Raw genomic sequence first — 14,180 nt, 5'->3', positions numbered from 1 at the left:
GGGGCACTACAACGCGCCTCTGAGCAACCACACCTGAAAACAAACCAAAAACCCAGTCAGATCAACAAAAAGGTCGGAAGTCAGGAGCGCTTGAGCTTCTTGTGCAGCTTTTCGATTGCCTTGTCGCGCTTGTGGGCATCATTGCGTGCCCGGGTGGGTAACCAGGTCACAATGACCCGCGCTCCCTCCTGGTCGATCACCTTGTACCAGCCCTTCTCGGTTGCCTCTTCAGAACCGTGTCCAGCCCAAGGCTGGCGTCCCTCCGGGCTCAAAATGTTCGCCTTCACGGCGGCCGGGGCGGACTTCATGCGATAGCCGAGGATGTAGGGCAGACCCTTGTTCTGCAACATCTGCTGGTTGTCCTTGCTGAGCATGGCGGCATCGGCCACGAACGTGACCCTGGCCACGTCGAAGCGTCCCTCCAACGCCTTCAGCGCAGCTTCCAGCGTATGACCTTCCCAGGTGTTTCCCGGGAAGAGTTCATAGCCCACAGGCAGCCCATCGGAGGTGACGATCAGCGCCAGCATGACCTGAGCGCGGTGATGCTTGCCATCCTTGCTGAAGCCCTTGGCCAGAAGATGATCCTGCTCGACCCCGTCCGCATCCTCGGCCGGGTCCTCGCGCTCGGTGTCAAAGGCCAGGGTCGTGCAATCGTAGAACAGCACGGTCACTGGCCCGCCCAGCAACTTCTCTGCCGCCGCGTGAGAGGTTTTGCAAATCCCGTCTATCACCGGCGTATTGATGTAATCCATGCTCCGATAGACCACGTCCAGATTGAGCGTGATGCCTGCCTGGTTCTCCAACGCCTCCACGGTCGCGCGCTTGCTCTCGGGCTGTGCGATCCGCGCCATAACCAGCTCTTTCACAATGCGATTGGCACTTTTACGCGCCGCCCCCAGAAGGGCCCCCCAACCCAGTTGGTCATACATCGTCCCCATGACATCCCGCAGACCCAGAGAGACCCGCGCCTCCTCACGGCACTCGGCAAGATCAACGCCAAGCTTGTCCGGCCGCGGAGCGCGGCGCACCAGCGCCTGCAGATCGGCATATTCCGTGGGCGTGAACAGTTCCATTTGCGGCGAGCGATCAATGCGTAATTGCTCCATCAAGCGGCCCGCCAGACGCTTGATATCCTCAATCTCGCTGTCGTTATGGGCCACACCCACATGGCGCAGGATCTTCTGGCGTACCTTGGAGCCGGTGCGGACGGATTCAACGATCTGGATCCGTGTGCGGTTGAGCTTTGCGTCATGTTTGGTGCGGATGAACATGGGCGAAGAGGTTAGCCATCTGAAGGCCCATGTCAATACTTTTTATAATAATGGGGCACTACAACGCACCTCTGAGCAACCACACCTGAAAACAAACCAAAAACCCAGTCAGATCAACAAAAAGGTCGGAAGTCAGGATCTCAGCCGCGATGTCAGCACGCTTTTTCGCATCCTGCAGCGCCATTACCCGCAATTCATCGAAACCCTGCGCTTCCAGCTGACCACGCGGCCCGAGTTCGAGCGCCTGGGTGCAACGGACCCCGACACGCTCACGGACCTCGAACGCGCCGCGCGCTTTCTTTACCTGCAGCGCACAAGCTTTGGCGGCAAGGTCACCGGGCGCAGCTTCGGGGTCAGCAAGGCGCGGCCTGCGCGCTTCAACCTCACAACGCTCGAGCCGCTGCTGGAAGACCTGCACACCCGCCTGGCAGGGGTCGTGATCGAATGCCTGGGCTGGGAGGCCTTCATTGCCCGCTATGACGCGCCGGGTACGCTGTTCTATCTCGACCCGCCCTACCTGGGCCATGAGGGCGATTATGGCCCGCACATGTTCGCACGCGCCGATTTTGCGCGCATGGCTCAGATCCTGAAAGGCATCAAGGGAAGGTTCATCCTGTCGATCAATGACCGGGCAGAGATTCGCGAGATCTTCGCATGGGCCGATTGCGAAGAGGTCGAGACGCGCTATTCGGCCAATGCAAAGGCCAGCAAGCGGGTCAGCGAGTTGCTGATCTCAGGCGGCGGGTGAGGCACTGCTGGAGTTCAAGCCATTGATGAAGGCTAATTCGCGCGGCACTCAAGACGCCATTGATACTTGCAACCGCCCGCACCATCGTCTGTGTCGTCGAGAAATATCTGCGTCCACGGGCCTTTTGCAGACGATGTGCTCCACCCGCTACAAGTTTCCGCTTCCGGATATTGAGGCTTGCACTGATTTGGTGATTTAGCCACCTCCCGAAAACACACCCTGCAAGCCTCAAGCTTCGGTGCGATCTTTTTGTCGAAATCGCTGATGACCTGTTTCATCTCTCGATCAGATACCGCGCCCAGGGCTTCAGCCATTTTGCCGTTGGACAATAAATTTGCGGCGGCGGTGAGCAGCCCAAAAAACACCGTTGCCAATACTGCACTTATCGCGCCGTTAATAGCGCCGTTAATAATTCGGTTGCTGTCCATATCCCCATCCTCATCACTGATTCGCCGTTTGATCCTATCATCACCCCCCCACCACAACGGCCTTCTCCGGCCCGAACCAGATCACCCGGCCCAGGATGTGATCCCCCGGCCCGACCGGGCGCGGCGGGTAGCCCTCAGGGTTGTCGCTGGTCATGATCCATTCCCCCGTGCCCCCGTGCCCCTTCTGTCTGAGCCGCTTGACCACAAGACCGGTCCCGGTGCGGATTACGAAAGCCGTGCCCTCGCGCGCCTCCCGGTCGCCGTGATCGATCACCAGGATATCGCCCGAGCGAATCGTGGGGTGCATTGATGTGCCCTCGGCGCGCAGCGCAATGGCCCGCTCGGGCTTCAGGCCCGGTGGCAGGGCCTCGCTCGGAATGCTTAAGTTCATTTCCGTTTCCTCGAACACCTCTTCGCCCGCACGCGGGTCCGCGCGCAGATCGCCCGCAAAGGGCAGACTGATTCGGGTCTCGTCCTCGTCCGCTGCGGGCGGCAGGCGGGCGGCAAGCGCGTCCAGCTTGGCTTCCAGATCATCCTTCAGGGACCGCGTCTCGGACTTGAGCGTGCGCGCCACCTTCCGCTCCAGCGCCGCCACCGGCGTGGCATGGGCCGTGCCCCGGGTGGCAATCTTTGCCTCCATCGCTTTCAGCACCGCATCCGCGCTTGCGCCCTCGGGCAGGCCCAGCATGTCGGTGATCGCCTTCGGCACCCGCTCGACAGGGGCGACGTTTGAGGATTCGGGCTGCGCGGCGGGGGCAGGCGCTTTCGGGTCGGGGATATATTCGGCCCCTTCCGCACCCGGCTTGCCCCGGAACACCGCCACCACCGGGTAGACCTCGCGGATGCCCGCCGGCAGCCGTTCCTCGTCAAAGCTCTGCTGCTCGCCATCGCGTTTGGGAAGCCACCCCCGGAGCTTGAGGGAGCCGGTTTCTGTCTTTTCCACCAGGCGTTTGATTGCCGCGCGCCCCTGAAAATCCAGTATCCAGACCCGGTCCCCGTCCCGCACCTCACGGCCCGGCGAAACAAGACACACGCAGCCCCCGTCGATGCCTTCGGGGATCATCGACTGCCCCGTGGCCGAAACCCAGAAAGCGTCATCGTCCATGATATCCTCCGGTCTGGGCAGGGGGTCGCGCAAGGGCTGGCTCTTCGACCAGCCCTGCACCGAGCAGGTGGCCAGCCCCCGGTGCGGCAGGGTCGCCTCGGTGAAGGCGCTCCAGTTCGGCGCGCGCGGCAGGCCGACAGGCGCACCATCGCGCGGCGGGCCGATGTAGAACTCGAGACCAAGGGCGCGGCAGAGAGCGCTAAGCGTTTCAGCCGTAGGCGAACTTCCCCGTCGCATTGCTTGGATTGGTGTTTTTTTTCGGCTCCCAAAGGCTAATTCGCTGACGCGCGCTTGCGAAATGCCGAGGTCAATACGTCTGTTATCAAATAACTTGTGTAATTCTGCGGTTTGCATTGCTGTAAAATTACACAAGTTATGCGCGTTGCAAATATACATTGAATGATTACTGCAATTATGCAATGCTGCTTTTATGCAGCGATCTGAACTCATAGCCCTTGTAGACACTTTCCGAACCAGAGTTGACCGTAGCGAAGCGACAATTTCCGGTTGGGCTGTCGGCCATGCCCGGCTTTTCAGCCGCATTCGACAAGGGCTCGGGTTTACGGATCGAACTTACAGTCGCGCGCTGCAATGGTTTTCCGACCACTGGCCTTTGGACCTTGCCTGGCCTTCTGACATCCCGCGCCCGACCCCGACGCCGGGCTCGCCTGCTGCGGAGGCGGCTGCATGAGCGGGCGCTGCGATCACTGCGGCGGCCGCGATGCGGGCGTCTACGAGCTGGCGCTGATCCGGGTGGATGATCACCTGATGGAGCCGGACGCCGTGGCCTGCGCACGCATGACAGCACTTTGCGCACCCTGCCGCGATGCGCTGGCCACCCGCGTGGCGGGCCTCTTGCCGGTCTGGGAGGGCGATCCCGCTATGAACAAGGACCGGACTGCATGATCACCACACTCTTCGACAGGCAACAATACATCTGTGGCGTGGATGTTCTGGCAACCCGGAAAGACCCGGTGTGTCGCTAACACGCGATATGTCCGGTGTATGTAACATGCGATCTGTCCGGTTCTATTCTGTCTCTGAGAGGAGGCGTTATGAACCGAGCAGAAGTGTTACAGGAAGTTCGACTGATGAAGTTTGAAGATGTGTATTCGCGGCGAAGCGCGAACAAGCTGACGCAAGAACAGGCGGCTGAGATACTGGGTGTATCCGTGCGCACCGTCAGGCGTTGGGAGGATCGATTTGAGGCGGATGGTGCAGAAGGTCTGTACGACCGTCGGCTTGGCAAACTGGCCAACAATCGTGTTGCCACGGATAAGGTCATGGAGATGCTTGAACTGTTTGATACCAAGTACTGGGATTACACGCCGAAGCATTTCCACGAGAAGCTGGTGGCCCACCATGGTTTCACACAGAGCTACAACTGGGTGCGGCTTACACTGCAGCGCCACGGCCGGGTTCAGGCAGCACCCCGACGAGGTGCCCATCGGCGCAAGCGGCCCCGCCGTCCGATGGTTGGCATGATGTTGCATCAGGACGGCTCCAGCCATGAATGGGTTCCGGGTCAGTGGTGGGATCTGATCGTCACCATGGACGATGCCACCAACCGGGTTTATTCGGCATTCTTTGTCGAGGAAGAAGGGACGATGAGCAGTTTTCAGGGGCTGACAGAGGTGATCGAGGCGCAAGGTCTGTTTTGCTCGCTCTATGCCGATCGGGGCTCTCATTACTGGCATACGCCCGAAGCGGGCGGCAAAGTGGACAAGGACAATCTGACCCAGGTCGGGCGCGCCTTGCAGCAACTCGGCATTGAGCTGATCCCGGCCTATTCACCGCAGGCCCGTGGACGGTCTGAACGCATGTTTGGCACGTTCCAGAACCGATTGCCGCAGGAACTGCGGTCCCATGGGATCACAACCATTGAAGAGGCCAATCAGTTCCTGAAAGAGGTCTATCTTCCCGAACACAATGCCCTGTTTGCAAAGGAGCCGGAGGATACGACCTCGGCCTTCGTGCCGTTTACAGGCAATGTGCGCGACACCCTGTGTGTGCAGGAAGACCGCGTCGTCGGCAACGACAATACGGTGCGCTACAAGGGCCTGGTCATGCAGATCGCGGCAGACAGGCACCGTCATCATTTCGTCAAGGCGAAGGTCAGGGTCCACGAATACCCCGATGGTCAACTGGTCATCTTCCACGGCCCGAGATGCATTGGCCGCTACCAGCCTGACGGATCACCCATCACACAGGAGGATAGCAAACACAAAGTCGCGTGACCCGCTTCGACGTGGCGCGAACGCGGTGGCCCAAATCTACGGTCGCCTACGGCTCCCTCCGAATTGGGCCACCGCGCAATCAACTGAAGCGGACAATTGGCATGTTACCTACACCGGACAATTCAGAATGTTCTCGACACCCGGAAAGACCCGGTGGAACGCCTTGCGACCCGCAAGGTCATCGCCGCCTTTGCCACCGCATCTTCGGACCTTGGCGTGTTCTGGATTGAGTACGATCTCTCCGGGGCGGGTATCGAGATAAACGACTATGATCGTGCGTTCATTCGCCGGATCGCGGGTTTGCCCACTGCTCAATCGTCCCGCGATCCTGATCCTCATTCCGGCCCGGGGGCAGCAGCTTAATGGCGTCATCAACAGAAATCGCGCCCGAAAGCAGGCCTGCCCTGACCACAGCCATGAGGGGGCGCATAATGCTCATGATCGTTTCAAAATCCCGATTGCCGGCCTCACTTATACGCCGGTCGATCTCCGTCATTAACATGTATTTTTCCGCATCCATTTATCTCTCCATCGGTTGGTTTGCATCTCCGATGGAACCGGCGGCGGGACCAGGCGTTACGCCCGGTCCTGCCAAAGCGGAGGGTCTGTCATGATCCGCCCGCCCGACACCCCTGCAGCAACGAGGTAACGGCCATGCATAACCATCCTACTCCGAATCTTGACGAGATTGCCGATCCGGCTGATCGGCTGATCAATGTGCTCGTCGACGAGATGGATTGCAGGGGGCCGATCGCCGCCGCGCTCAGGGTGACGTTTTCTCGCCGCCAGAAACAAGATCACGAATTTGATCAATGAGGCTGATCGTGACCCTCATCTCCAGTTCATCCCAGGCGTCTTCGGGGCTGACGCTCCGAATGGTGCGCTCCATATCGTTGAGTTTTTCCGCAAATACCTCCGCTGATAGCGCGCCGCTGTCGATCAGGGAGGCAATCAGCGCGATCAGTAAATGGTGTGTGCTTCGGGCTGAGCGGCTTGCGACCTTGGCGATTATTTCGGCGTTATCTGGATCCATCTTTTCCTCCATCGGTTGGTTTGCATCTCCGATGGTACCGGCGGCGGGGGAGGGCGTCACGCCTGACCCGGCCGCCACCCCTGACCGGTTACTCCCTGGCTCTGCGCGCCCGCCTGTAGCGCGCAGCACCTGCCCCCACGGCCCTGTCCGTGGGGGCCTTCTTGCCCGGCTCGTCCGCGCCCTGGACGATCACTGGCTGAGCGATCTCATTGGCGCGGTCTCGCTGTTCGGGGCACTCTGGGTTCTGCTGGTGCTTGCCTGGGCGGTGAGCCCATGAGCGCCGCCTCCGATTTCCGGCAATTGCGCCGCGCCCTTGCGGAGGCGGGCCGGTCGATCGGCCCGGCCGAACCCTGCGGCCGCATGGATGCCCGCACCGCCAAAGCCACCTTGGGCGAACTGCGCAAGGCGGCGGCCCTTGGCGCAGAGCTTGAAGCCTGCGGCGCGATGGCCCGCGCAGAGGCGGCGCTCACCGGCGTGATGGCGTTTGAGACGGGCGACAGGATCGGGCGCGAGGCGGACGACAAGACCGCCCCCGAAACACCCCCCGAGATAACCCCGGAAACATCCCCTGCGACGGGGCGCGCACCCGTCCCGCAAAGCGACACACCGCCCCTTTCGCGCGCGGAGCTGCGCGCCCTGCTCAGCGAGCTTGCGCCGCTGCCGCATCTGCCGGGCGGGCAGGACCGCGCGCTGGCGCGGATTGTCCTGGTGAGCGCCCATGTGGCCGGGCTGGAGGCGGATGCGCTGCGCGGGGGTTTCAAGGATCGGGAGGTTGCACAGGCGCGGCAGATGGCCATGTGCCTGTGCGCTGCCCTCACGCAAGCCACGTATGGGCGCATCGGGGCCGCCCTTGGCGGGCGCGATCATAAGGCGGTGACCCGTGGCATCGCCCGGGCGGTGGCACGGATCGAGGCCTGTGATGGGGCGGCGCTGATGGTGGCGGAGGTGCTCGCGCATCTCAACGAGACCCCTGCGGGTGGCGGTGCGCCCTGTGGGGGAGGGCGCGCATGATGCATGCAGCGCGCCTCTCCCGCTCCCCGCGCCTGCAGCGCCTGCACGCGTTTTTGCGCGACGGGCGGGAACACTCGACGCGCGAGATCGTGACGGGGGCGGATGTCTGCGCGGTCAATGCGGCCGTGGCGGAGCTCAGGGCCAACGGCGCGGAGATTGCCTGCCGCCAGGGTATCGATCCGATGACGATGGAGCGCATCTTTCTCTACCGGCTTGTGCGGCCGGTCCCGTCACCGGCTCAAGGGGCGGCCGAACGCGCCCCGTGTCGCCGGAACCCGAAGATCAGCAAGGCCACACTGGAAAAGAGGACGCGCAATGATTGAGCCCCGCGAACAGATAGAGGCGCGCCTTGATGCCGAATGGGAAGAGAAGGGTCTTTCGATTGTGGCGCGCGAAAGGGCGTTCGACCGTGGCCTTGACGGCATTGCCTGGGAGATGGGTGACTGGGTTGCCGAGCGCCCGACGGCCTATGGCGACATGACGCGGCTGGCGGAAAAGCTGGACGTGCCTTTGGGCACATTGAAGAACCGCGCCTCGGTGGCGCGGCGGATCGAACCGTCCCGACGCCGGGACGAACTGAGCTGGTCGCATCATGCCGAAGTGGCGGGGCTGGAGCCGGAAGAGGGCGACGCGGTTCTGGCCGAGGCCTCGCTTTACAACTGGTCCGTGGACCGGCTGCGCGGCGTGATGGCGGAGCGCTCCGCAAGGGGCCGTGCCGAGCGTGAAAACGCGCGACTGAAGGCGGAGATCGAGGCGCTGAAGGCCGAGCGGGCGGGGCCCGATGCGGCGCGGCGCGTGGTTGATGGTGTGCGCGCCGATATCGAGGCAGGCCTTGATATGGTGGAGGAGGGTTATCGCCGCATTCTCGCTGCGACGGAATCGGAGGATCTTGCGGTCGCGGTTGCAAGTCTGCACGGCAATGCACGCCGCCGCCTGGCCCCGTCACTGGAGGCCCTGATCGGACGGGCGCTGGAGGAGAGGGTTACGAAGCTGGCCGGAAAAGTCAGCGCGTCGCTCACCCGCCTAGCGACGGATGCAAACCGTCACGACGCCATGACGATTGATGACGCCACCCCGGAACAAACCGGCCCCTTGCCGGCAGGGATTTCAGGCCATAGCCCATGACATTCGCACCACCCAAACCCGCCATATCGCCAAGCCCGCCCCCTGCAGCGCCCCTGCAAGGCCCCTCCACGCCCCCAGGCCTGTCAAATGCAAACCCCCTCAAGGCCCCCTCAAAGACCCGTTCAGGCGCAACGCCTTCCGCCGGTCTTCCGTCTCGTTCAGACGCACCCCCGAGCGCACCCCGCTCGTCTGCCGCACTGGCGCAGGCGCGGATGCGGCTGGATGCGGTGGCGGCCTCCGAGCGATTGATAGCCACAGGGATAGCGCGGGCGGATGCGGATGCCCGGGCCGCAAAAGGCGCCGGGGTGACAGGTGACACCGTGCGCCGCTGGCGTCTGACCTGCCAGGGCCTGGCACCCGAGGCGCGGCTGGTGGTGCTGACCGACCGGCCCGGGCGCGGGCGCTGCGGGCCGCTCAGTGACGCGCAGATGCGCGACTGCGCCCTTGCGCTGATCCATGAGCACGGGGGACACCTGACCGCCTCCCATGTGGTGCGGGTGCTGAAGGCGCGCTATGGCAAGACGCCGTCCTTGCGCGCGACACAGCGCTGGCTGAAGACCTGGCGGGGCGATGCGGAGAACGCCCGTGCGCTCTCGGCCGTCTCTGATCCTGACGGGCATCGCGCGCGGCTGGCCCCTGCGCTTGGGTGCGCGGCGGCGGAAGTGCGCGCGCCCAACGCGCTCTGGGAACTGGATTCGACGCCTGCGGATGTGATCTGCACCGACGGGCGGCATACGATCGTGGGGGCCATTGATGTCTGGGCGCGCCGGGCGAAGGTTCTGGTGGTACCCACCAGCCGGGCAACGGCGATCTGCGCGCTCCTGCGGCGCTGCCTTGTCGACTGGGGCGTGCCGGAGGTGGCGCGCACCGATGAGGGCCGGGACTACACCTCGCGCCATCTCACCCGGGTGCTCTCGGACCTGGGCATCCAGCATGACATCTGCCCGCCCTATACGCCCGAGGCAAAACCTTATATCGAGCGCTTCTTCGGCACGATGACGCGCGATCTCTTTGCCTTCCTGCCGGGCTTTACCGGCCATGACGTGATGGACCGCAAGAAGCTTGAGGCAAAAAAGTCCATGTCCCGGAGACGCGGCACGGACGCGGCCGAGACCTTTGACATCGCGCTTTCCGGGGCGGAGCTGCAGCGCAAATGCGACATCTGGGTCGAGGCCATCTATGGGCGCCGCGCCCATGGCGGCACCGGCGAGAGCCCTTTTCAGCGCATGGCGGCCTGGCCGGGAGACCCGGACAGGCCCCTGCGCCGGATCGGTGATCCGCGCGCGCTTGATCCGCTCCTGGCCGAGCCGGTGAGCCGCTCGGGAGACGGGCCGCGCCGCACCATCTCCAAGCAGGGCCTCTCGGTGGGGGGTATCTGGTACATCGCCCCGGAGATGGGCACCCGCGTGGGTGAGCGGGTGGAGCTGCGCTATGACCCTGCTGATCCCGCGCGTCTTTTCGTGTTTTCGCCTGAGGGGCGGTTTCTCTTCATGGCCGAGGACCCCGCGCGCACCGGGGCTGATCTGACCCGGATCGCGGCGCAGGCGAAAACCCGGGCCCGCAAGGCCGACAGTGCCGCCCGCAAGGACGCCCGCGATCTGGCCCGCGCCCACAATCCCAAGGGGGCGATGGAGGATGTGCTCAGCGCGTCTGAGGAGGCGGCGGGCAAGGTGATCGCCTTTTCCAGCGTCGGGCCGCGCAGCGGGGCACGGGCGGATCAACCCCATGAGACGCCGGCACTCAAGGAGGCCGGCAAGGCGGCCGAGGCGCGTGCGGGCGCAGGCGGGTCTGCGTCCAGCGCCGCACCCAAAGCCTCCCGCCGCACCGCTGGCGGGGCCGGGGGCGCCAGCCCTGCGCTGGAGGCGGCCGCGAAACTGTTTCCTGACTTCCGACATTTTTTCGTATAAGTCATTGATATTATTATGCCTTGGTTGCCAAAAGGCACTACACGGACTTTTTTCGCCAGCGATTGTTTCGGAGTGTTGAGGGAGCTCAGGCTTTGGTCTGGCCAGTTTTTCGGGTGCGCCCGGGGGGTATCTTGAAAGGGGCTTCGTTCCAGGTCAGGCCGACGCAGGTGAGGATGCGTCTGGCATCGACCGTGGCATGGCTTGGCATGCCGTAGCGGTCAGGGGTGCCTTTGTGGCGCAGGATCGAGAGCTGCAATGCGTTCAACTCGTTGCGGATACGAGCCGGGCTCATCGGGTGTCCGAGCAGGTCCAGATGCTTGCGCAGGTGCTGCAGGCAGCAGAAGGCCATGTAGCAGATGGCGATATGGGCCCGGACCCGACGCGGCGACCAGTGATAGATGGGCCGGATTTTCAGATCGTGCTTGTTGGTGCGGAAGCAGGCTTCGATCTCCCACAACTGGTGATAGCGGGCAATGACGTCCTGTGCCTCCAGTTCGTCCGCACCATGAACAACAATGGCATGCAGCCCGTCCCATTGTGCCGCTGCCTTGATCTTTGCATCATCCAGCGTGACGTCCCCGCTGTCGGGGAAGGCCAGGAAGCGGCCATATCCCCGGCTGCTGAAGCTGCCGGGTTTGCGAGAGCGCTTGAGCTTCTTGTGCAGCTTTTCGATTGCCTTGTCGCGCTTGTGGGCATCATTGCGTGCCCGGGTGGGTGACCAGGTCACAATGACCCGCGCTCCCTCCTGGTCGATCACCTTGTACCAGCCCTTCTCGGTTGCCTCTTCAGAACCGTGTCCAGCCCAAGGCTGGCGTCCCTCCGGGCTCAAAATGTTCGCCTTCACGGCGGCCGGGGCGGACTTCATGCGATAGCCGAGGATGTAGGGCAGACCCTTGTTCTGCAACATCTGCTGGTTGTCCTTGCTGAGCATGGCGGCATCGGCCACGAACGTGACCCTGGCCACGTCGAAGCGTCCCTCCAACGCCTTCAGCGCAGCTTCCAGCGTATGACCTTCCCAGGTGTTTCCCGGGAAGAGTTCATAGCCCACAGGCAGCCCATCGGAGGTGACGATCAGCGCCAGCATGACCTGAGCGCGGTGATGCTTGCCATCCTTGCTGAAGCCCTTGGCCAGAAGATGATCCTGCTCGACCCCGTCCGCATCCTCGGCCGGGTCCTCGCGCTCGGTGTCAAAGGCCAGGGTCGTGCAATCGTAGAACAGCACGGTCACTGGCCCGCCCAGCAACTTCTCTGCCGCCGCGTGAGAGGTTTTGCAAATCCCGTCTATCACCGGCGTATTGATGTAATCCATGCTCCGATAGACCACGTCCAGATTGAGCGTGATGCCTGCCTGGTTCTCCAACGCCTCCACGGTCGCGCGCTTGCTCTCGGGCTGTGCGATCCGCGCCATAACCAGCTCTTTCACAATGCGATTGGCACTTTTACGCGCCGCCCCCAGAAGGGCCCCCCAACCCAGTTGGTCATACATCGTCCCCATGACATCCCGCAGACCCAGAGAGACCCGCGCCTCCTCACGGCACTCGGCAAGATCAACGCCAAGCTTGTCCGGCCGCGGAGCGCGGCGCACCAGCGCCTGCAGATCGGCATATTCCGTGGGCGTGAACAGTTCCATTTGCGGCGAGCGATCAATGCGTAATTGCTCCATCAAGCGGCCCGCCAGACGCTTGATATCCTCAATCTCGCTGTCGTTATGGGCCACACCCACATGGCGCAGGATCTTCTGGCGTACCTTGGAGCCGGTGCGGACGGATTCAACGATCTGGATCCGTGTGCGGTTGAGCTTTGCGTCATGTTTGGTGCGGATGAACATGGGCGAAGAGGTTAGCCATCTGAAGGCCCATGTCAATACTTTTTATAATAATGGGGCACTACAACGCGCCTCTGAGCAACCACACCTGAAAACAAACCAAAAACCCAGTCAGATCAACAAAAAGGTCGGAAGTCAGGGGCAAGGCGGCCGAGGCGCGTGCGGGCGCAGGCGGGTCTGCGTCCAGCGCCGCACCCAAAGCCTCCCGCCGCACCGCTGGCGGGGCCGGGGGCGCCAGCCCTGCGCTGGAGGCGGCCGCGAAACTGTTTCTGGATGAAGGCATCTGAGAGAGGAGAACCCCCGATGGAACCGGCAGAAAACATCACACCCCTTGCGCGTGAGGCGCGCGGCCCGTCTGCGAACCCCGATCCCGCCTCTGGCGTCCTCGATCCCGCCTCTGCGGCCCCCGCCCCGGCGGAGCTGCGCGCCCGGGTGGAGGCGGAAATGGCCGCCTTTGGCCTGTCGCGCGCCAGGGCTGCTGCCGAGATCGGTCCCGGGGTCAGCGCCCCCACGCTCTCAAGCTGGCTGAACGGCAGCTATGGCGGCGACAATGACGCCGTGGAGGCGCGGATCGGGCGCTGGCTTGATACCCGCGCCGAGCGCGCCGCCCATGCCTTTGGCGGGGCCCGGCTCGATGCCCATGCCGAGACCTGTGCCACGCGGGCGGTCAGCGCGGCGCTGGCCTATGCCCAGGCCGCCGGCGATCTGGCGCTGATCCATGGCCCCTCGGGGCGCGGCAAGACCTGGGCGGCCGAGACCCATTGCGCCGGCCGCGCCCAGGCGATCTGGCTGCGCGCCTCGCCGACGCTCACGACCCTGCCCCGGCTGCTTTCGCGGCTCGGCACAGCCCTTGGCGCGGGGGCACGCCCGACCCATTCCATGGAGGCCGAGCAGGCGATTGTGGCCGGCCTTGAGGGGCGCGGCGCGCTCATCGTGGTCGATGAGGCGCATCATCTGCGCGCACCCCTGCTTGATGAGCTCCGCTGCATTCGCGACATGGCCGGCTGCGGGCTGGCGCTCATCGGCGATGACACCATCCGCATGACGCTGGCGCGCTGTCCGCAGGTGACGGGGCGGATCGGCATGCGGGTCGATCTCAAGGCGCTGGCCCGCGACGATGTGGCCGCCATTGCCGCAGGACCGCTGGGACGCAAACCGGGCGCCCGCGAGATGAAGCATCTGATCGCCGCCGCTGCAGGGCCCGGCGGGCTGCACGGGTTGCGCCGCCATCTGGCGCGGGCCTGGATGATCGCGCGCGGCGCCGGGCGTGAGACCATTACGGAGGCCGATATCGAAGCGGCGGCGGGAGAGCTGTCATGAGCGTAGAGGAGCTGATCGAACGGCTCTCGGAGCTGTCGGCCCATGAGGAGGTCTGGATCGCCGACATCCTGGGCGGCTTGCATGAGATCGATGACGTCGGGCTGGAAGACGGGGTGCCGGCGATCTTCGCGCATGTGGATTTTGAGGACGCGGCCGAGGGCTGAGGACCC

At 63.7% G+C, this 14,180-nt stretch carries 16 protein-coding genes; 10 read left to right on the top strand and 6 right to left on the bottom strand.

Going from position 1 to position 14,180, the window contains the following annotated elements; translation table 11 throughout:
* Nucleotides 1-80: 80 nt before the first annotated feature.
* Nucleotides 81-1,271, bottom strand: coding sequence for an IS1634 family transposase (locus ACOERD_RS02345; protein ID WP_419737922.1), 1,191 nt, complete (start codon nt 1,269-1,271; stop codon nt 81-83).
* Here ACOERD_RS02345 and ACOERD_RS02340 point away from each other — a divergent pair.
* Complete coding sequence (locus ACOERD_RS02340; RefSeq protein ID WP_419737921.1) at nt 1,264-2,019, top strand: DNA adenine methylase; 756 nt, start codon at nt 1,264-1,266, stop codon at nt 2,017-2,019. The two genes, ACOERD_RS02345 and ACOERD_RS02340, sit on opposite strands and share 8 nt — an antisense overlap.
* 32 nt (nt 2,020-2,051) lie before the next feature.
* Here the strand turns inward: ACOERD_RS02340 and ACOERD_RS02335 are convergent, their stop codons facing one another.
* Together ACOERD_RS02335 and ACOERD_RS02330 are read right to left on the bottom strand one after the other, a co-directional pair.
* The gene (locus tag ACOERD_RS02335) at nt 2,052-2,447 is read right to left on the bottom strand and encodes a hypothetical protein (protein WP_419737810.1); all 396 of its coding nucleotides are present in this window, start codon (nt 2,445-2,447) and stop codon (nt 2,052-2,054) included.
* 40 nt (nt 2,448-2,487) lie between these two features.
* The gene (locus tag ACOERD_RS02330; RefSeq protein WP_419737920.1) at nt 2,488-3,789 is read right to left on the bottom strand and encodes a S24 family peptidase; all 1,302 of its coding nucleotides are present in this window, start codon (nt 3,787-3,789) and stop codon (nt 2,488-2,490) included.
* Between the two features lie 450 nt (nt 3,790-4,239).
* Here ACOERD_RS02330 and ACOERD_RS02325 point away from each other — a divergent pair, with 450 nt between their 5' ends.
* Together ACOERD_RS02325 and ACOERD_RS02320 are read left to right on the top strand one after the other, a co-directional pair.
* Nucleotides 4,240-4,458 carry a hypothetical protein gene (locus ACOERD_RS02325; protein ID WP_419737919.1) on the top strand — a complete coding sequence of 73 codons (219 nt, stop codon included), beginning with the start codon at nt 4,240-4,242 and terminating at the stop codon, nt 4,456-4,458.
* Nucleotides 4,459-4,607: 149 nt separating this feature from the next.
* The gene (locus ACOERD_RS02320; protein WP_419737631.1) at nt 4,608-5,789 is read left to right on the top strand and encodes an ISNCY family transposase; all 1,182 of its coding nucleotides are present in this window, start codon (nt 4,608-4,610) and stop codon (nt 5,787-5,789) included.
* Between the two features lie 280 nt (nt 5,790-6,069).
* Here the strand turns inward: ACOERD_RS02320 and ACOERD_RS02315 are convergent, their stop codons facing one another.
* Both ACOERD_RS02315 and ACOERD_RS02310 read right to left on the bottom strand, forming a co-directional pair.
* Entirely contained in the window at nt 6,070-6,309 is a 240-nt protein-coding gene (locus ACOERD_RS02315; RefSeq protein ID WP_419737806.1) for a hypothetical protein, read from the bottom strand.
* Nucleotides 6,310-6,552: 243 nt separating this feature from the next.
* A complete protein-coding gene (locus tag ACOERD_RS02310) occupies nt 6,553-6,822 on the bottom strand; it encodes a hypothetical protein (RefSeq protein WP_419737805.1) in 270 nt (89 codons plus the stop codon).
* A gap of 273 nt (nt 6,823-7,095) precedes the next feature.
* On the opposite strand from ACOERD_RS02310, the gene ACOERD_RS02305 reads away from it, so the two are divergent.
* The 4 genes from ACOERD_RS02305 (at nt 7,096) to ACOERD_RS02290 (ending at nt 10,865) form a co-directional block, all read left to right on the top strand.
* On the top strand, nt 7,096-7,833 hold the full coding sequence (locus tag ACOERD_RS02305; protein WP_419737918.1) for a helix-turn-helix domain-containing protein: 738 nt from the start codon (nt 7,096-7,098) through the stop codon (nt 7,831-7,833).
* Nucleotides 7,830-8,156 carry a hypothetical protein gene (locus ACOERD_RS02300; protein ID WP_419737917.1) on the top strand — a complete coding sequence of 109 codons (327 nt, stop codon included), beginning with the start codon at nt 7,830-7,832 and terminating at the stop codon, nt 8,154-8,156. Before ACOERD_RS02305 ends, ACOERD_RS02300 begins: the two co-directional genes overlap by 4 nt.
* Nucleotides 8,149-8,958, top strand: coding sequence for a hypothetical protein (locus ACOERD_RS02295; protein ID WP_419737916.1), 810 nt, complete (start codon nt 8,149-8,151; stop codon nt 8,956-8,958). Before ACOERD_RS02300 ends, ACOERD_RS02295 begins: the two co-directional genes overlap by 8 nt.
* 212 nt (nt 8,959-9,170) lie before the next feature.
* A complete protein-coding gene (locus ACOERD_RS02290; protein WP_419737915.1) occupies nt 9,171-10,865 on the top strand; it encodes a Mu transposase C-terminal domain-containing protein in 1,695 nt (564 codons plus the stop codon).
* Nucleotides 10,866-10,950: 85 nt separating this feature from the next.
* On the opposite strand, the gene ACOERD_RS02285 is transcribed toward ACOERD_RS02290, so the two are convergent.
* On the bottom strand, nt 10,951-12,693 hold the full coding sequence (locus ACOERD_RS02285; RefSeq protein WP_419737624.1) for an IS1634 family transposase: 1,743 nt from the start codon (nt 12,691-12,693) through the stop codon (nt 10,951-10,953).
* Between ACOERD_RS02285 and ACOERD_RS02280 the strand changes: the two genes are divergently transcribed.
* Genes ACOERD_RS02280 through ACOERD_RS02270 form a run of 3 tightly spaced genes read left to right on the top strand, consistent with a single transcriptional unit; the run spans nt 12,686 to nt 14,174 of the window.
* Nucleotides 12,686-12,967 (top strand): hypothetical protein, encoded by a 282-nt coding sequence (locus tag ACOERD_RS02280; RefSeq protein ID WP_419737914.1) that lies wholly within the window; start codon nt 12,686-12,688, stop codon nt 12,965-12,967. The genes ACOERD_RS02285 and ACOERD_RS02280 overlap by 8 nt on opposite strands.
* Before the next feature lie 26 nt (nt 12,968-12,993).
* Entirely contained in the window at nt 12,994-14,010 is a 1,017-nt protein-coding gene (locus tag ACOERD_RS02275) for an AAA family ATPase (protein ID WP_419737913.1), read from the top strand.
* Nucleotides 14,007-14,174 (top strand): hypothetical protein, encoded by a 168-nt coding sequence (locus ACOERD_RS02270; RefSeq protein ID WP_419737912.1) that lies wholly within the window; start codon nt 14,007-14,009, stop codon nt 14,172-14,174. The genes ACOERD_RS02275 and ACOERD_RS02270 overlap by 4 nt, the downstream gene beginning before the upstream one ends.
* The last annotated feature ends 6 nt before the right edge of the window (nt 14,175-14,180 follow it).

It is taken from the genome of Ruegeria sp. (assembly GCF_965199275.1).
Classification (GTDB): domain Bacteria; phylum Pseudomonadota; class Alphaproteobacteria; order Rhodobacterales; family Rhodobacteraceae; genus Ruegeria.
This window is presented reverse-complemented; position numbering and strand designations above follow the sequence as displayed.